The organism is Bacteroides cellulolyticus (assembly GCF_025567135.1).
Lineage (GTDB): Bacteria > Bacteroidota > Bacteroidia > Bacteroidales > Bacteroidaceae > Phocaeicola > Phocaeicola cellulolyticus.
This window is the reverse complement of sequence record NZ_JAOQJJ010000014.1, coordinates 32072-49666: the sequence shown is the minus strand read 5'-3', so window position 1 is coordinate 49666 and position 17595 is coordinate 32072. Positions and strand designations below refer to the sequence as shown.

Genomic DNA, 17595 nt, shown 5'->3' with positions numbered 1-17595 from the left:
ATAATTTTTTACCACATACATATGAAAAATGAGCAACCCAAGCCCCAGCTCCGGTTGCTCATTTTGCACATCCCGCAATATTAAAAATCAATGATTATGACACTCATGTCCGTCGTCACCATGATGACTGCATGCCTCGCCAGAGTCTTTCAACTCACCTTTGAGATAAGCCTCAACCACATCCATTACCAGACCGCTGCAACCTCTCACTACCTCGATTCCGCAAGAAGACAGTTTGTTGAGGGCACCCATACCCATATTGCCGGCAAGCATAAGTGTCACTCCGTCTTCCTGAAGCTGGTATGCTATGTTAGACTTACATCCGCATCCTTCAGGTGAAGGCATGATTTCTGTTTTTGCAACTTCATTATTGTCATTGACTGTTATAATCGTGTAGAACGCACAATGTCCGAAATGGTCGTCAATATTGCCATTTCTTGTCGGTAATGCTATTTTCTTCATATATCTATAAAATTAAAATAATACTTACATTTTTTCTCCATGACCGCACGCGAAGAACTCACTCAAAAGTTCCGGTACGGGCAGACCTTCGCATTTCAGTTTCTCCATACACTGCATGGCCTCCGTTGTGAGTGAGAAATAAATCTGACGTTTGTCTTTGTCGCCGAAATCCCTTATCAGAAATCCCTTGTCCTCTATCGAGCGAAGGACTTTAGAGAGGTGCGACGACTTGAAACCAGTGATTTGTGAAATCTCTCCTGCGGCAACTTTCCTGCTGCCAATGCTGCACATCACCATAGCCTCGTTGAGTGATATGCCGTAAATCTCCATAAGGCTATCCTCCAGTTCGGTGATAGCCTTATAAAGTTCACGCATCTTGCATATACATGATATTTTCTCCATGCGTCAGATAAACAGATTTACGTTAGACTCCTGTGCCCTGTCCATGTATGTGGCTACTCCGCCTATCGTTACATTGTCGAGCAACTCTTCTTTCTTCACTCCCATTACGTCCATCGACATCTGGCAAGCGATAAACTCTACACCATTGTCGATAGCCTGTTGTCTGAGGGATTCCAGCGATTCGATACCCTTGTTCTTCATGATGTATCTCATCATCTTCGAGCCGATACCGCCCATATTCATCTTCGATAGTTTGAGTTTCTTCGAGCTTGAAGGCAGCATCATGCCGAACATCTTACCGAAGATGTCTTTCTGAACACTCGGCTTGCGTTCCTTCTTGATGGCATTCAGTCCCCAGAATGTGAAGAAGATAGTAACCTTCTTTCCTGTGGCGGCAGCTCCGTTTGCCAGTACGAATGTGGCAAGAGCCTTGTCGAGGTCATCGCTGAAAAGGATGAATGACTTTCCGTCTGCCGAAGATTGCTGCTTTACTGCCTCTGCGGCACATGCCGTAGCCTTCTCGATTACTACCTTATATATACCTGCAGAAGGTGAAGAAGATATGAACTTATTACCCGTAGTGCGGCACCATGATTCAGCGTCTCTCGGGAAACCGGCATCTGTAGCCGATATCTCAAGTCTTTCTCCAGGTTTAAGTCCTTCCATTGTCTTTTTCAGTTTCAATATCGGACCAGGGCACTGCATACCGCATGCATCAACCTTTATGGTCTTTGCTTCGCTCTGTTCCACTACACACGAACATGCCTCTTTTGCTTCGGCAGCACACTTCATGGCATCATCGCCGGGAGTGCAGACTTTTGTCACGGCTGCCTTGTATGTCTTTACACCACCTATCAGATTGCGCACATCCTTGAACCCGTTTTCCTTCAGAATGTTCGATGCAAGATAACCTCTCAACCCTACTCCGCAATACAGGAACACAGGTTTATCTGTCGGTATCTCACCCATTCTGTTGCGCATATCGTCAAGAGGGATATTTATCGAGCCGTGTATATTGCCCAAAGAATATTCGTCAGGAGTTCTCACATCTATAAGAGTGACCTTAGAAAGATCCGCGTCACGAAGTTCACGCCAGTAAAGCGGAGTCATCTTGCCTGAAAGGATGTTTCCTGCCACATAACCTGAAACAGCTACAGGGTCTTTGGCTGACGAGAATGGTGGAGCGTACGCATGTTCCAGTCTTGTAAGGTCATATACCGTACCTCCGTTTTTCACTACCAAAGCATATTCGTCTATACGCTTGTCCACACCGTCATAACCCACAATCTGCGCTCCGTACAGACGACCGTCCTCCGGTGAGAAAGTAATCTTTATATCCATCTGCAACGCTCCGGGATAATAACCGGCGTGTGAGCCAGAATGTATTGTAGCCGAAAGATACGGTATTTCCATCTGTTTCAGACGCTTTGCTGGAAGACCTGTAGAAGCTACCGTAAGGTCGAACACCTTGGCTATGGCTGTTCCTATCGAACCTTCGTATTTAACCTTATTGCCGAACACCATATTGTCGGCCACAATTCTTGCCTGACGGTTTGCCGGTCCTGCAAGGAAGTTAAGCCAAGGCTTTCCTGTTACTGGGTGAGGGAACTCTATAGCATCTCCCACCGCATATACATCGGCATCCGATGTCTGAAGATATTCGTTCACGTAGATACCCTTCATCTCGCCCAACTTCAATCCTGCCTCTGCCGCAAGTCTTGTCTCCGCGCGAACACCGATAGAAAGTATCGCCAGTTCGGCAGTAAGCGAAATTCCGGACTTGAAGTTTACATCAAGCGAAGTGCCGTTGTCCTTGAAAGACTCAACCGCCTGTTCAAGATACAGCTTCACGCCCTGCTGCTGCAGATGTTCGTGTACGAGTGCCGCCATGGAATAGTCGATAGGTCCCATCACCTGATTTGCCATTTCCACTACAGCCACTTCCATTCCTGCATGTCTGAGGTTTTCAGCCATTTCAAGACCGATAAAACCGCCACCAACAATAACGGCACGCTTTACAGTGTTCTTGCTGATATATTCTTTGATTTTGTCAGTATCGTTTACGTTTCTCAGCGTGAATATACCCTTGCTGTCTATCCCCTGCAACGGCGGAACCACCGGCGATGCTCCCGGCGACAAAAGAAGTTTGTCGTATTGCTCACTATATTCCCTGCCATCCTTGGTACGCACAGCAACTGTCTTATTCTTAACATCGATAGATACTACTTCCGAGTTTGTTCTAACGTCGATGTTGAATCTCTTGCCGAAAGCCTCCGGAGTCTGAACGAAAAGTTTATTCCTGTCGTCTATCACTCCGCCGATATAATATGGCAATCCACAGTTGGCATACGAAATGTACTGCCCTTTCTCGAACATGATAATCTCAGCCTTCTCCGTGTTTCTGCGAATTCTTGCCGCTGCAGTGGCTCCTCCTGCCACACCTCCTACTATAAGATACTTCATAATGTATTATTGTTTTATTATTTTATTCACCACTTAAAATATTTTCCATTGGAAACTTTTGCAAAGAAATAACTATTTTCCCAATAAACAAAATGATTAACATTTATTACGGATGATATGGAAAGAATTAAACGCCCGGCAAGAAACTTACCATAGGCATGAAATAAAACATTTTTGATTTGACATTTTCTATAAATATAGATTACTTATATGTAAATACAACTTATATTTATATAGATACAACTTGTGTTTTTATAAATATAAGTTGTATTTATAGATTTTGTAAGGTTATTTGCATATTTATGACTTGAAACCATATAATAGAAAAGCCGCTGAAGAACTATCTCCAACGGCTTTAATCATATTTATCATTATATCTATCAATCTTCCATCAACTTGCGGTAACGTACCCTCTTAGGTTCCACATTACCCATGCGCTTCATCTTGTTTTCTTCGTATTCTGTGTATGAACCTTCGAAGTAGAACACTTCGCTGTTGCCTTCGAAAGCGAGGATATGAGTACAGATACGGTCGAGGAACCAACGGTCGTGACTGATTACTACGGCACATCCTGCAAAATCCTCAAGACCTTCTTCAAGGGCACGGAGAGTATTTACGTCGATATCGTTGGTAGGCTCGTCGAGAAGCAATACATTACCTTCTTCCTTCAGTGCCATTGCAAGGTGAAGACGGTTTCTCTCACCACCTGAAAGCATTCCGCAAAGTTTTTCCTGGTCGGCACCTGAGAAATTGAAGCGGCTCAGGTATGCGCGTGCATTGACATCTCGGTTACCCATGCGGATAAGCTCGTTTCCTCCGCTTATCACCTGATATACAGTCTTGTTAGGGTCGATATCCTTGTGCTGCTGGTCAACGTATGCCACTTTTACAGTCTCTCCTACTTCGAATTCTCCCTTGTCAGGAGTTTCAAGTCCCATAATCAGACGGAAAAGGGTTGTCTTACCGGCACCGTTAGGACCGATGACACCTACTATACCGTTAGGCGGAAGCATGAAGTTGAGGTCGTCGAACAGAAGCTTCTCGCCATATGCCTTAGCCACGTGCTTGGCTTCAATAACCTTGTTACCGAGACGTGGTCCGTTAGGAATGAAGATTTCAAGTTTTTCTTCCTTAGCCTTAACGTCCTCGTTAAGAAGTTTGTCGTATGAGTTAAGACGTGCCTTACCTTTAGCCTGACGTGCCTTAGGAGCCATGCGTACCCATTCAAGCTCGCGTTCGAGAGTCTTGCGACGCTTGCTGGCAGTCTTTTCTTCCATCTCCATACGTTTTGTCTTCTGTTCAAGCCAGCTTGAATAGTTACCCTTCCATGGAATACCTTCGCCACGGTCGAGTTCAAGAATCCATCCTGCAACGTGGTCGAGGAAGTAACGGTCGTGGGTAACGGCAATTACAGTACCTTCATACTGCTGCAAATGCTGTTCCAGCCAGTCGATACTTTCAGCATCAAGGTGGTTGGTAGGCTCGTCAAGAAGGAGGATATCAGGTTTCTGAAGAAGGAGACGGCACAATGCCACACGGCGGCGTTCACCTCCGGAGAGATTCTTCACCAACTGGTCTTCAGGTGGACAGCGCAGTGCGTCCATGGCACGTTCCAGCTTGCTGTCGAGGTTCCATGCGTCTGTAGCATCGATAATATCCTGCAGTTCTGCCTGGCGCGCAAAGAGTGCATCCATCTTCTCAGGGTCTTCGTAATATTCCGGCAGACCGAATTTATTGTTGATTTCTTCATACTCTGCCAGTGTATCTACGACCTGCTGAACACCTTCCATTACTACTTCTTTCACAGTCTTTGTATCGTCCAGCTGCGGTTCCTGAGCAAGATATCCCACTGAATATCCCGGAGAGAATACCACTTCGCCCTGGTAGCTTTTCTCGATACCGGCAATGATTTTCATCAAAGTTGACTTACCGGAACCATTCAAACCTATGATACCGATTTTGGCTCCATAGAAAAAGGATAGGTAGATGTCTTTCAATACCTGCTTGTTGTTCTGGAATGACTTGCTCACTCCGACCATTGAAAAGATAATTTTTTTGTCGTCTGCCATATTCTTTATTTATTTAATTGTTGAATTGCTTAGTGTTCTTTTCTGATAATATCTGCGTGTAAACAGAAGATAGCCTAACAGACCTGCCATACATATTCCGCCTGCCAGTGTCAACGGATCTGATTGATAATATCTGCATACAAAAAATCCTAATGCTACTCCCATCATTATACCTATTTCCCACATCAGCTGATATGTATGATATCCCGTACCGCGTTCGCAATGTTTCGGCAACTTTATCATTATCTTCAGGTACTGGCACATGGCGGAAGCCACACCAAGTCCCATCATTACTCCGGCAGCACAGAGGACTATATGATGCTGATATGACGAAACCAGATAAACTGACAATGTAATGAATATATATCCTGTCACAATCCGCACTATATCATCGGCTTTCCTCTTTATCTGCTTGGGGATGAACCAGAAGATTGCAAACCCAAGAACAATACAAAGATAGAAAAAATAATCGGGTTTACCGGCAACTACCGTTCCCAAAACAAAAGGTACAGTCATCATATTTATTCCCGGAGGGATATTGCGGAAAAGGATAAACCTGTCGAAAGAAAACAATGGTGGTTCAAGCGGGGCACGGAAACAGATTTCTATCATCGACACAAGAAACAATGCCACTCCGGCAAAGGCTGCCGAAATGTACATCATATTGTTCAACGAGAAAATGGAAGACAGATACAGTCCTCCAGACAACCCCAGCAACATACCGACTCCTCCCGAAAAGGCAAATACCCAATTGGCCTTGCTTCTGAACGAGCTAGGTGTGACATCAATTACCAGAGTGCTTCCTGTCACCATAAGCGCTATGGCAAACAATGCTCCCTGAAGGGCTCGCAAGGCATATACCATCCATATCTGATCAGCGTACGGATAAAGCAATCCGAGAAGCGCAAACAGCATTATGCTCCTTGTACATACACTTTTACGCTTAAATGTATCTACAAGGTAGTTGTTGACTGCTCCTGGTAAAAACAATGCTATGCCGAACAAAGATGACACCAAAGATGCACCTGTAGGAGAATATCCCCATTTGCCTACAATCCAAGTCTGCAACACCGGAAAGAGCATGTAAACGCTTATGTACAATAATACATTGGAAAGAATAAGAAGTATGAAGTTCTTATTCCAGAAAACCTGTTCCGAAGTATTGTAAGAAGTACTAAACATACATTATATCTTATAAAAAAACACAGGACCAATAAATGAAGATATCCAGCCTATGAAACAAGGCTTTACGTTCTTCATTTATTAGTCCTTTTCTTATATTTTAGAATTAGTATTGTTCTGATTCATTAGGGAAATCACTTGATTTCACATCACTTACGTACTGACCTATAGCATCTGTCATGACAGTATGAAGGTCAGCATAACGGCGAAGGAACTTAGGGCTGAAACCTTTTGTCATTCCAAGCATATCGGTAACTACCAATACCTGTCCGTCAACTCCACCTCCTGCACCGATACCTATTACAGGAATTGTAATTTCCGAAGCTACTCTCTTGGCAAGTTCAGCCGGAATTTTTTCAAGTACAAGTGCGAAGCATCCTGCTTCTTCAAGAAGATGAGCGTCGCGGATAAGCTTTTCAGCTTCTGCATCTTCCTTTGCACGCACTGTATATGTTCCGTATTTGTTGATAGACTGAGGCATAAGTCCCAGATGTCCCATCACTGGCATTCCGGCACCGATAATCTTCTTTACAGTGTCAATGATTTCTTCGCCACCTTCCAGCTTCAAGGCATCAGCATGGGTTTCCTTCATGATGCGGATAGCATTGCGCACACCGTCGTATGCATCTGCCTGATATGTTCCGAAAGGCATATCCACTACCACCAAGGCACGTTTTACGCCTCTCATAACAGACTTGCCATGATAAATCATCTGTTCTATTGTGATAGGAAGTGTTGTGACGTTTCCTGCCATTACGTTTGATGCTGAGTCTCCCACAAGGATAACATCAACTCCGGCTCCGTCAACAATCTGCGCCATTGTGTAGTCGTATGAGGTAAGCATAGAAATCTTCTCGCCTCTCTGTTTCATTTCTGTCAAACGGTGTGTGGTAACCTTACGCACATCACCTGATAAATATCCTGCCATACTTTCTTTTTAATTTAAGTCAGTTTAAAAACTCGGCAAAATTAGATGTTTTATATCATTTAACCAAATTAAGTGTGATTTTACTTGCTGATGTCACTTTTCAAGCAGTGAAATCATGTCCTTATAAGTAAAACCAGTGAAGTCAGGAATAACCAGATTACATTTGTCCTTTATAGCTTCCGCAGGATTGGTAGTACTCAATCCCACAACTGCCATTTGTGCCGATGTACCTGCCTGCAAGCCATGGAACGAATCTTCGAAAACCACACAGTTGGCAGGAACTGTTTCAAAAACCTCCGCACCAAGCAGGAAACAGTCAGGTGCCGGTTTAGAGCGGGTAAACATCTCTGCCGTAAGGATCCTGTCAACCAGACTCTTCAGTTCCGGATGAGCAGAATATACATTCGCCATCTTCTTTTCGTTGGAGCTCGTCACAATAGCTATCTTGACACCATTATTGCGAAGTTCCTTCATAAAATCCGCCACGCCAGGAACATACTCATATTTCATTTCACTTTCGAACTTGTTCAGTCCGGCAGTAATCTCTGCCTGGGCAGCATCCATACCTTTAAAATAACGGTCGTATATTTGCGCTAAAGTCTGACCTTTGATCATTAATCCGAAATTCTCCATTTCCGGATGATATATACGTCCTACTTCATTCCAATATATTGTATATTGTGATTCTGTATCCATCACCACACCGTCAAAATCGAAAAGTGCGGCTATAGTTTTAGTTTTATCCATCGTCCAGTTAAAATTAATCATTGATTGGTGGTCAATAATGTCTTAAAACGATCCCATCCTACAGCTTTATACCATGAAAGGGTTTCATAGTATGAGTTCCATTTTGAATTGTTAACTCTATAAGGAATATACATACCTATGCCGCAGAAACGGTCTTCATCTAACTTCAATATATCAACTACTTTATAATTATCTCCAAATAAACCTTCCTTCGCTATTATTAGATTGTTCATCAAGTTGTCCAGACCTTCAGGGGTTTCACCGTCATTGAGAGTCTTAAAGAAATCGACTACATCCAATGAAAAATACTTGAATGAACCTACTCCATACTGTTGGACATCATCCATATCCAAAGGCAACAACTTGTCTGAATAAACATCCAGATTAGCGCCTACCCAGTCTGCCAATTCATCCATCTTGCTGCAATCTACTGCCGCACAAGTTCCCCAAGCACCCAACTGTCTGCTATAATCTATATAATCCTTGCAAATATCACCATAAGGAACATCTTTCTGATATAATTTCGGCAATACAATATCGTATGGATGTCCATATACATGAGTCTCCACAACTGCACCTATCAAATAATCTGTTACATCCTTAAATTCATAACATACTTCCGCCGTGGCCATCATACATGCATCAAAAAGAACAAAATCCAGCTGTCTGTCACTGAATACAGTTTCCAATGTCTCAGCCATCTCAGGTATATTGATATTATATCCCGCATCATCTCCAAAAGAACGTGCTGCAATTTCATTACCCGGCATCCAGCTTGTTCCGTGTGAACCGAATATTATACCATAATTTGTAGAAGGTGACAGTTTTACCATCTGGTCCAACACACGTTCCATGGTTTTCATGTCCGTTGCATTATGATTTTTCTCAATGTACGGACTGCAATACGCTTCTGCAATAACTCTTGAAGGATTAAGATCTCCACCCTGTAAACTTCTTCTATTATTTATATTGCCCTTTCCGTCGGAATTATACTGCAGCAGGCTTGGTCCTTCCAAACCATCAGCATCACCATCATAAGGACGATAATAAACCAACAATGTACATGAATCTGTAGTTTGCGAAAGGCCTGAATACATATCCACAAGATTCTGTTTCAAGTATTTATCCAAGCTTCCAGATTTATTGTTAGATATTAAATATGCCAATACAGTCCTCCCCGACTTTACCGGTACTTTCTCTTCTGGTATTTCGTCCGAACATGATACAAAAACAAATACGGACAATAACAGTAACAACAGTTTTTTCATATCAAGATAAAACGTATAAAAACAAAAAAGACGTATCGCCATGCCTGACAAAAAAAGCAAAGCGATACGTCAATCACGAAGACTAATAAAGTTCAGCCTTCTCAAATTTAAATTCAGGGTTAACATCCTTCAAAACCATGTTCTTACCCTTGTTATATTTCTCTTTCAGTTTCTGCAATTCTTTCTGCAATTTGTTCTTTTTCAAATTAAAGAACATAAAGCATGTACGGTTCTTGCCGCCTTCTTTCGTTTCAAGATAATCTTTTAGCTGTACACTATACTGTGAACGACCGACAAGGAAACCTTTTCCGTCCACTAGGGCACTGTCCAAAAACTGGATATCCGTAAAATAAACCAAAGAGTCAGTAAACGAAGCCGAAACTCCTACCATATACACTCCATATTTATCCTTATTCTTTGATTTCTTTGCTGCTGCACCTACAAATACAGATACCGCAAACAAAAAACATAATAATTTTATATATCGCATATTCAATTGTTTATAATGGGACAAAAGTAATCATTTATAGCCAATATAAGAAAAACGAAGCAATTATTTAACATACAGAAACAAAAAACAGAACCAAACCATGTTCAAGTCTGATTCTGTTATTCTTTTCGGAAACCAATCTTTATCTTATCCTAAATAAGATTTGAGCAACTTGCTACGCGAATTGTTTCTTAATCTTCTGATAGCTTTTTCCTTAATCTGACGAACGCGCTCACGTGTAAGCCCGAATTTATCGCCGATTTCTTCCAACGTCATTTCCTGCGTGTTAATACCGAAAAACATCTGGATTATATCCTTCTCTCTGTCGGTCAGCGTAGATAGTGCTCTGTCGATTTCCTTCGAAAGTGACTCATTAACCAAAGAACGGTCCGCCATAGGCGAATCATCGTTCACCAACACGTCAAGCAGACTATTGTCTTCACCCTCAACAAAAGGTGCATCTACTGAGATGTGACGTCCTGACACTTTCAGAGTATCGGATATCTTATCTACAGGGATTTCAAGTTCGTCAGCAAGCTCTTCCGGTGACGGGCGACGTTCGTTTTCTTGTTCGAACTTAGAGAAAGCCTTACTGATCTTATTCAACGAACCCACCTGGTTCAATGGCAATCTTACGATTCTTGACTGTTCTGCCAAAGCCTGAAGAATGGACTGGCGAATCCACCATACGGCATAACTGATAAATTTAAAACCACGTGTCTCGTCAAATTTCTCAGCCGCCTTGATAAGTCCAAGATTTCCTTCATTAATCAAGTCAGGCAAACTTAATCCTTGATTCTGATACTGCTTTGCAACAGATACAACAAATCGCAAATTGGCTCTAGTAAGTTTCTCCAACGCTATTCTGTCCCCCTTACGAATACGTTGAGCAAGCTCTACTTCTTCTTCGACCGTAATCAAGTCCTCACGACCAATTTCCTGCAAATACTTATCCAGAGAAGCGCTCTCTCGGTTAGTGATACTTTTGGTAATCTTTAATTGTCTCATTCCTTAAAATCGATTTGGATGCAAAGTTATAAAATATTCAAGAATACGACAATTATTCTATTGATTATTATAACTTTTTATAACAACAAACGATAAAGAGAGGCGTATATGCTATTTTTCACATAAAACGCCTCTCATAATCTTTTACCTTAAATCAATACCTATTATAATAATATCCTTTTATTATCCTGTATTATGATTATTCAGCCTGTGACAAATCTACAGCATAGTTTGCACGTTTTCCTGACGGATATACACCAGTCATGAACAATACCTGATCAGGAGACTGAGATGCAGATTTCATAACATTTTCCAAATCCTGAACTGTCTTAAGCTGTTTTCCGTTAGCTTTCAGGATAATGAATCCCTTACGGATACCGCTGTCTGCCATTCTGCCGTCAGTAACGCCTGTCACCTGAACACCGTAACCTAAGTTCAACTGGCGTTTCAATTCTTCAGGTACTTCGCGGAATGCAGCTCCAAGCATTTCCATGTCGGCTTTCTTAACCACCTTGGTATTACCCTGTGCATTCTTCAATGTTATAGTAAATTCTTTTTCCTTCTTGTCACGCAATACTGTCACCTTAACCTTTTCTCCCGGACGATACTGCGCAAGCATACCCTGAAGATCGGCCATGGTCTTGACTTTCTTGCCGTTCAGTTCAAGTATAACGTCATTAACTTTAAGGATTCCTTCGGCAGAACCTCCTTCTGAAACTTCAACCACCTGAACACCTTCGTTTGCACCAAGTTCCTTTTGTTCTTTTCTGATTTCATCCGGATAAGTTTCATCACCCATATTTCTACCACCGATTCCAAGCAATGCACGCTGTACTGTTCCATACTGCTTCAAGTCTGTTACAACCTTAGTCATAATGCTTGTAGGGATTGCAAATCCGTATCCTGAATATGCACCTGTTGGTGAGAACAACATTGCATTGATACCAACAAGCTCACCACGGGCATTAACCAATGCACCACCACTGTTACCCTGATTGATTGCGGCATCAGTCTGAATGAATGATTCTACCTGATTTGCACCAAGACCTCTTGATTTGGCACTAACTACACCGGCTGTAACAGTAGAGCCCAAATTGAACGGATTACCAACTGCCAATACCCATTCGCCTACTTTCAGTTTGTCAGAATCCCCTACCGGTATTGCAGGGAAATCATCTCCTTCAATCTTAACCAGAGCAAGGTCGGTAGTAGGGTCCGTACCTATAACTCTACCCTTGAGTTCCCTGCTATCCTGAAGCTTGACGCTGATTTCATCAGCTCCGTCAATTACGTGATTGTTTGTTACAATATAACCATCCTTAGAGATAATTACACCAGAACCAAAACCTTTCTGTTCCGGAGTCTCAATCTGACGCTGACGTCCGCGACCGTCTCCGAAGAAATAATCGAAGATATCAGGCATCTGCTGTACCGTCTGCACCTTGCTTCTTTGTGTAGCAACAATATGTACTACAGAATTCAATGAACTTTCTGCCGCCTTAGTCAGATCAACAGGCTGCATGCTGTTTGAATCCATCGCAACGGCGCGAGTCAAAGGCATTGTATTGAATGATTCGTAAAAAGTCTTACTTTCTTTCGGTTGATTATTCTGAGAAACGACGTAAGCCGTAACACCTGCAACTCCTGCACTTACTGCAACCATTGAAGCTGCTCCTATCGCAAATTTAGTTACTGTTTTCATAATCTTATCTATATTAAACTGTTAATTTCACTACTTGTTTAACATTTCATCCGCTAAAGTATAACAAATTCCATACGGTTGTACTCCTAAGTATCAGTTTTTTCTCTCTTTTAACATTGATATTATGCTGATTAACCCGTGTTAACGAGGGAAACTGCCAAATTTACATTCGTTACGAGAGACTGACAACACAAATATCAAAGTATTTCTGCCAAACCTGCCGTTTTTTCGGTTTATTTCCCTACCTTTGCAGTAAGAAAGCAGCAGACCGGTCTGTCGCTGGTATTTTATACAAGAGGAAAGTCCGGGCAACACAGAGCATCCTACTTCCTAACAGAAAGCTGTCCGCAAGGGTAGAGTAATGCAGAAGAAAATAACCGCCCCTACCGGGGTAAGGGTGAGAAGGCGGGGTAAGAGCCCACCAGCCGAATAGCGATATCCGGGCTGTGCATCTTAGGAGTTGTAAGGTCATGTAAACCGGCATTAACGAGGGTTGCTCGCCCCACGTCGGAGGGTGGACCGCTAGAGTCTGTCGGTGACGGCAGATGTAGATAAATGACAGACACCCTGCTTGTCAGGGAACAGAACCCGGCTTACAGGTTTGCTGCCTTCTTTTTCATCACGATAATCACCATTACATACATACTATGCCAAAACTTCCAATTAATAAATGGAAAAAGTTTTTCCAGAAAGATCTATGGATAGCAGATGAAGAAAAATATCCCCCAATCCTAAGATATATAATAAGAATAATCAGAATTATAATCCTTTCTACAGAACAGTTCAACAACAACAGGATAGTAGTCAGAGCCTCTGCCCTCACCTACAGCACACTGTTATCAATCATCCCCATATTCGCGATACTTTTCGCCATAGCCAGAGGATTCGGTTTCGACTCGATAATGGAAGGCCTGTTCCGAAACAATATGAGCAGCCATCAGGCAGAGCTAGTCATTACATGGATAAATTCGTATCTACAGCATACCAAAAGCGGAGTGTTTATCGGAGTAGGTATCGTAATGTTGCTTTGGACTATACTTATACTTACCGACAACATAGAGCGAAGCTTCAACACAATATGGCAGGTAAAACGGCCGCGTTCCGTTTTCAGGAAAATCACCGATTACTTCTCCATGATTTTACTGCTACCGCTACTGATAGTTTTCTCCAGCGGACTATCCATATTCATGACAACGTTCCTGAAAGAAATGGAGACCTTTGCCCTGCTGGCTCCTATTATGAAGTTTTTCATACAACTCCTTCCCTACGCCATTATCTGGGCAATGTTTATCGGCCTGTTCGTATTCATACCCAACACAAAGGTCAAATTCAGCCATGCCATAATACCAGGGATACTGGCAGGCAGCGCATTCCAGATTTTCCAATACATATATATAAACAGCCAGATCTGGGTATCAAACTACAATGCCATATACGGAAGCTTTGCGGCAATACCTATGTTCCTGCTTTGGACACAGATATCATGGAGCATATGCCTTTTCGGCGCAGAGATGAATTACGTAAGCCAGAACCTTGAGTCGTTCAAGTACGGAAAGGAATCAAAAAACATAAGCCGCAGATACCACGACTTTTTCTGCACAATCATACTGTCGAAAATCTGCAAAAGGTTTGAAAATGGCGAAGACCCCTATTCCGCCGAGGAGATAAGCAAGGAAAACAAAATACCGATCCGTCTCACAAAAGACATCTTATACGAGCTGCAGGATTTACAACTCATATACGAAGGTGTAAAAGAAAAAGGCAAAAGCGAAGAAGTGTGCTATCTGCCAGGGATGTCAACAGACAAGCTCACACTTGGAGTAATGCTGAACAAACTCGACTCAAAAGGTTTCGAAGATTTCAATATCGACAAAAGCCAGTATTCTTCATCATGGGATGCCATGATAAAAGCAAGGCAAGAATATACATCACACAACAACCAGATATTACTGAAAGATATATAATACGCAAAAACGGCTTCCTGACAATGATTGTAACAGGAAGCCGTTTTTGTGTATTACGGACTTTTATTTTATTTTGAAGTCAACTGCATCATTCTGCTAAGATACTTTCCTATAATGTCGAATTCAAGATTTACAACACTTCCAACCTTTATTGTATGGAAATTTGTATGTTCGAAAGTATAAGGGATAATAGCGACCTGGAATGAATCCTCAGTAGGATTGCATACAGTAAGACTCACACCATTTACAGTCACCGAACCTTTGTCAACAGTGAAGTAACCCCTTTTTGCCATTTCCTTGTCAAACTTGTATTTGAAAGTGAAATACCAGCTACCTTCAGCATCATCCACTGCCACACAAGTAGCGGTCTGATCGACGTGTCCCTGTACGATATGACCATCCAGACGTCCGTTCATCATCATGCTTCTTTCCACATTGACCTTATCTCCGACTTTCAGCAATCCGATATTTGAACGCTCTATTGTTTCTTTCATAGCTGTAACAGTGTATGTGCCATCCTGAATACTGACTACAGTAAGACACACTCCGTTATGAGCCACACTCTGGTCAATTTTCAGTTCGTCCACAAACGAACACTTAAGCGTAAGGTGAAGATTCTCCTGATCTTTTACCACATTTACCACTTCAGCAAATTCTTCTACGATACCTGAGAACATAAAGTATATATTTTTAAAAGTTTACCAATAAAATCAGCTTCTGTTATTCCGGAATAGGCTTGCTCCATACTGTTTCGCCGTCAGAATCAACTACAGAAATAGTTCCTCCCGCATACTGTTCAGTAAAAGCATTTCCCTTTTCCAGCATATCTTCGGCCATATGTATAGCCTTCTCCATAGTTTTTAATGAGAACCCTTTATTATCATAAGAGTCGTCATCTGAAAAATAAATGTCATAAGTTTTCATGTAAGTCAGTCTTTATTATTTTGCGTGGCAAATATACTGAATGCCTGACAAAAAGAATAGATTTAGCCGACTTTTTTCTCTGACACCATGAATTATTTTCGGTAAGGGCACAAAAAAAGAGAAACCAGCGTAAACTGATTTCTCTTTTAGAGCGGAAAACGAGACTCGAACTCGCGACCCTAACCTTGGCAAGGTTATGCTCTACCAACTGAGCTATTTCCGCAATTGTTATTTGGTGAAGGAAATGAGACTCGAACTCACACGACATAACTGTCACTACCCCCTCAAAGTAGCGCGTCTACCAATTCCGCCATTCCTCCATTCATCCTTTAAGATTTGTGCCCAGAACAGGACTCGAACCTGCATGCCTCTCGACACACGCACCTGAAACGTGCGCGTCTACCATTCCGCCACCTGGGCAAAACGCAAACCTCATTAGATTTGTTCTTGAGCGGAAAACGAGACTCGAACTCGCGACCCTAACCTTGGCAAGGTTATGCTCTACCAACTGAGCTATTTCCGCATCTTGTTCAAAATGTCAATTTTTCTTTTTTTTTGAGCGGAAAACGAGACTCGAACTCGCGACCCTAACCTTGGCAAGGTTATGCTCTACCAACTGAGCTATTTCCGCATTGTTTTTTTCAACCGTTAGTTGTTTTCCCGATTGCGAGTGCAAAGGTATAGCTTTTTTTGAAACCACCAAAACAATTGAACACTTTTTTTATTATTTTTTTCTCGAAAAGTTACAAGTTATTGAGTATCAATACATGTAAAAAAAGAACGGTTTGCAATGAAATTATGAGTTTCACCGCAAACCGCCTAAATCAGCACATTCTGTCTCTATAATCTTCGTAACGGAAAGTCTTATAAACTTCCAATTCCCCGTCAGAATGAAGTATAGCTATCGAAGGATGATGAATACCGTTGAACATATTTGTCTTAACCATTGTGTAATGTATCATATCTTCAAACACTATTCTTTCTCCTACGCACAATTCATGATCAAATTTCCAGCTGCCCATATAGTCACCGCTCAGACAACTGTTGCCGCCCAATCTGTAAACATGGTCTTCCGGCGAAGATATTTTCACCGCATCAGCAGGAAGCGACTCAGCTCCGCGAACAGCCGGCTGATATGGCATTTCCAGACAGTCCGGCATATGACATGTGAAACTTACATCAAGTATTGCTGTGCGTATTCCCTTACTTTCAACCACATCAACAACCGAAGCCAAGAGAGGCCCTGTCTGCCACGTAAACGCAGATCCCGGTTCAAGTATTATCTGAAGGTTAGGATAGCACTGTCTAAGTCCCTGAAGCAGGCCTATCAGATGATTTACATCATAATCCTTGCGAGTCATCAGGTGTCCTCCTCCCAAATTAAGCCATTTCAGCTGAGGGAACCAACGTGAGAACTTCTTCTCGATATGCTTTAATGTCCTTTCAAGTTCATACGAACTGGACTCGCAATGACAGTGACAATGAAATCCTTCAATTCCCTCCGGCAACGTTTCCGGAAGCATATCTGCAGTCACACCAAAACGTGTACCCGGAGCACACGGATTATATAATTCCACTTCCACCTCAGAATATTCAGGATTTACACGTATTCCCAATGAAACGTCTTCAGCCGAGGCTTTAGCCATAGGATAAAAGCGGTTGAATTGAGAAAGCGAGTTAAATGTTATATGACTGCTGTATTTCAGAAATGCAGGAAAATTTTCCTCAGTATATGCCGGCGAATAAGAATGAGCCTTACTTCCGAACTCTTCGAATGCCAGGCGTGCCTCATACTCCGAACTTGCCGTAGTATAATTTATATATTCGCGGAATATGGGAAATGATTTCCACATGGCAAATGCCTTGAAAGCTAAAATAATCTCCACCCCAGCCTTGTCGGCCACACTTTTTATCAGGCTCAGATTTTTCCTGAGCAGATCTTCCTCCATTACATAACATGGAGAAGGCACCTTAGTCAAATCCATA

Annotated in this window: 15 protein-coding genes, 5 tRNA genes and 1 other RNA gene; 2 read left to right on the top strand and 19 right to left on the bottom strand. The window is 42.2% G+C overall.

Annotated features, from left to right (window positions below; translation table 11 throughout):
• Positions 1-87 precede the first annotated feature (87 nt).
• The 11 genes from OCV82_RS11800 to OCV82_RS11750 all read right to left on the bottom strand — a co-directional run bounded on the left by OCV82_RS11800 (position 88) and on the right by OCV82_RS11750 (position 12721).
• Positions 88-462, bottom strand: a complete 375-nt coding sequence (locus OCV82_RS11800) for a NifB/NifX family molybdenum-iron cluster-binding protein (protein ID WP_154044570.1) — start codon at positions 460-462, stop codon at positions 88-90.
• A 24-nt stretch (positions 463-486) separates the two neighbouring features.
• Entirely contained in the window at positions 487-864 is a 378-nt protein-coding gene (locus tag OCV82_RS11795; RefSeq protein WP_154044569.1) for a MarR family winged helix-turn-helix transcriptional regulator, read from the bottom strand.
• A gap of 3 nt (positions 865-867) precedes the next feature.
• Positions 868-3327: a DsrE/DsrF/DrsH-like family protein gene (locus OCV82_RS11790; RefSeq protein ID WP_154044568.1), complete on the bottom strand. Its 2460-nt coding sequence runs from the start codon at positions 3325-3327 to the stop codon at positions 868-870.
• 380 nt (positions 3328-3707) lie between these two features.
• Complete coding sequence (gene ettA / locus OCV82_RS11785; protein ID WP_154044567.1) at positions 3708-5396, bottom strand: energy-dependent translational throttle protein EttA; 1689 nt, start codon at positions 5394-5396, stop codon at positions 3708-3710.
• A gap of 9 nt (positions 5397-5405) precedes the next feature.
• Complete coding sequence (locus OCV82_RS11780; RefSeq protein ID WP_154044566.1) at positions 5406-6578, bottom strand: MFS transporter; 1173 nt, start codon at positions 6576-6578, stop codon at positions 5406-5408.
• A gap of 106 nt (positions 6579-6684) precedes the next feature.
• Positions 6685-7506: a 3-methyl-2-oxobutanoate hydroxymethyltransferase gene (panB, locus tag OCV82_RS11775; RefSeq protein ID WP_154044565.1), complete on the bottom strand. Its 822-nt coding sequence runs from the start codon at positions 7504-7506 to the stop codon at positions 6685-6687.
• A gap of 93 nt (positions 7507-7599) precedes the next feature.
• Complete coding sequence (locus OCV82_RS11770; RefSeq protein WP_154044564.1) at positions 7600-8253, bottom strand: HAD family hydrolase; 654 nt, start codon at positions 8251-8253, stop codon at positions 7600-7602.
• A gap of 17 nt (positions 8254-8270) precedes the next feature.
• Positions 8271-9521: a clostripain-related cysteine peptidase gene (locus tag OCV82_RS11765; RefSeq protein ID WP_262543623.1), complete on the bottom strand. Its 1251-nt coding sequence runs from the start codon at positions 9519-9521 to the stop codon at positions 8271-8273.
• Between the two features lie 82 nt (positions 9522-9603).
• On the bottom strand, positions 9604-10011 hold the full coding sequence (locus OCV82_RS11760; RefSeq protein WP_154044562.1) for a hypothetical protein: 408 nt from the start codon (positions 10009-10011) through the stop codon (positions 9604-9606).
• A gap of 147 nt (positions 10012-10158) precedes the next feature.
• Positions 10159-11019 carry a sigma-70 family RNA polymerase sigma factor gene (locus OCV82_RS11755; protein ID WP_154044561.1) on the bottom strand — a complete coding sequence of 287 codons (861 nt, stop codon included), beginning with the start codon at positions 11017-11019 and terminating at the stop codon, positions 10159-10161.
• Between the two features lie 199 nt (positions 11020-11218).
• Positions 11219-12721, bottom strand: coding sequence for a Do family serine endopeptidase (locus OCV82_RS11750; RefSeq protein ID WP_154044560.1), 1503 nt, complete (start codon positions 12719-12721; stop codon positions 11219-11221).
• A gap of 260 nt (positions 12722-12981) precedes the next feature.
• Here OCV82_RS11750 and rnpB point away from each other — a divergent pair.
• Both rnpB and OCV82_RS11740 read left to right on the top strand, forming a co-directional pair.
• An RNA gene (gene rnpB / locus OCV82_RS11745) (RNase P RNA component class A) lies at positions 12982-13333 on the top strand.
• Positions 13334-13368: 35 nt separating this feature from the next.
• Complete coding sequence (locus OCV82_RS11740; protein ID WP_154044559.1) at positions 13369-14685, top strand: YihY/virulence factor BrkB family protein; 1317 nt, start codon at positions 13369-13371, stop codon at positions 14683-14685.
• Positions 14686-14753: 68 nt separating this feature from the next.
• Here the strand turns inward: OCV82_RS11740 and OCV82_RS11735 are convergent, their stop codons facing one another.
• From OCV82_RS11735 to nspC, 8 genes are all read right to left on the bottom strand, one after another.
• Positions 14754-15362, bottom strand: coding sequence for a riboflavin synthase (locus tag OCV82_RS11735; RefSeq protein ID WP_154044558.1), 609 nt, complete (start codon positions 15360-15362; stop codon positions 14754-14756).
• Positions 15363-15405: 43 nt separating this feature from the next.
• Positions 15406-15609: a hypothetical protein gene (locus OCV82_RS11730; RefSeq protein ID WP_154044557.1), complete on the bottom strand. Its 204-nt coding sequence runs from the start codon at positions 15607-15609 to the stop codon at positions 15406-15408.
• A 150-nt stretch (positions 15610-15759) separates the two neighbouring features.
• Positions 15760-15832: transfer RNA gene (locus OCV82_RS11725), tRNA-Gly, on the bottom strand.
• Positions 15833-15842: 10 nt separating this feature from the next.
• A tRNA-Leu gene (locus OCV82_RS11720) sits at positions 15843-15929 on the bottom strand.
• Between the two features lie 19 nt (positions 15930-15948).
• Positions 15949-16029: transfer RNA gene (locus OCV82_RS11715), tRNA-Leu, on the bottom strand.
• A 30-nt stretch (positions 16030-16059) separates the two neighbouring features.
• Positions 16060-16132 (bottom strand) — tRNA-Gly (locus tag OCV82_RS11710).
• Between the two features lie 35 nt (positions 16133-16167).
• Positions 16168-16240: transfer RNA gene (locus OCV82_RS11705), tRNA-Gly, on the bottom strand.
• Positions 16241-16433: 193 nt separating this feature from the next.
• Positions 16434-17594 carry a carboxynorspermidine decarboxylase gene (nspC, locus tag OCV82_RS11700; protein ID WP_394802661.1) on the bottom strand — a complete coding sequence of 387 codons (1161 nt, stop codon included), beginning with the start codon at positions 17592-17594 and terminating at the stop codon, positions 16434-16436.
• Position 17595 lies beyond the last annotated feature (1 nt).

Bases quoted from the DNA above. Each gene is read 5' to 3' on its own strand.
- OCV82_RS11730 (WP_154044557.1), bottom strand. From the start codon at position 15,609: ATGAAAACTTATGACATTTATTTTTCAGATGACGACTCTTATGATAAT.
- OCV82_RS11780 (WP_154044566.1), bottom strand. From the start codon at position 6,578: ATGTTTAGTACTTCTTACAATACTTCGGAACAGGTTTTCTGGAATAAG.
- OCV82_RS11765 (WP_262543623.1), bottom strand. From the start codon at position 9,521: ATGAAAAAACTGTTGTTACTGTTATTGTCCGTATTTGTTTTTGTATCA.
- OCV82_RS11795 (WP_154044569.1), bottom strand. From the start codon at position 864: ATGGAGAAAATATCATGTATATGCAAGATGCGTGAACTTTATAAGGCT.
- ettA (WP_154044567.1), bottom strand. From the start codon at position 5,396: ATGGCAGACGACAAAAAAATTATCTTTTCAATGGTCGGAGTGAGCAAG.
- OCV82_RS11735 (WP_154044558.1), bottom strand. From the start codon at position 15,362: ATGTTCTCAGGTATCGTAGAAGAATTTGCTGAAGTGGTAAATGTGGTA.
- OCV82_RS11760 (WP_154044562.1), bottom strand. From the start codon at position 10,011: ATGCGATATATAAAATTATTATGTTTTTTGTTTGCGGTATCTGTATTT.
- OCV82_RS11800 (WP_154044570.1), bottom strand. From the start codon at position 462: ATGAAGAAAATAGCATTACCGACAAGAAATGGCAATATTGACGACCAT.
- OCV82_RS11750 (WP_154044560.1), bottom strand. From the start codon at position 12,721: ATGAAAACAGTAACTAAATTTGCGATAGGAGCAGCTTCAATGGTTGCA.
- OCV82_RS11770 (WP_154044564.1), bottom strand. From the start codon at position 8,253: ATGGATAAAACTAAAACTATAGCCGCACTTTTCGATTTTGACGGTGTG.
- OCV82_RS11740 (WP_154044559.1), top strand. From the start codon at position 13,369: ATGCCAAAACTTCCAATTAATAAATGGAAAAAGTTTTTCCAGAAAGAT.
- OCV82_RS11790 (WP_154044568.1), bottom strand. From the start codon at position 3,327: ATGAAGTATCTTATAGTAGGAGGTGTGGCAGGAGGAGCCACTGCAGCG.
- OCV82_RS11755 (WP_154044561.1), bottom strand. From the start codon at position 11,019: ATGAGACAATTAAAGATTACCAAAAGTATCACTAACCGAGAGAGCGCT.
- nspC (WP_394802661.1), bottom strand. From the start codon at position 17,594: ATGGATTTGACTAAGGTGCCTTCTCCATGTTATGTAATGGAGGAAGAT.
- panB (WP_154044565.1), bottom strand. From the start codon at position 7,506: ATGGCAGGATATTTATCAGGTGATGTGCGTAAGGTTACCACACACCGT.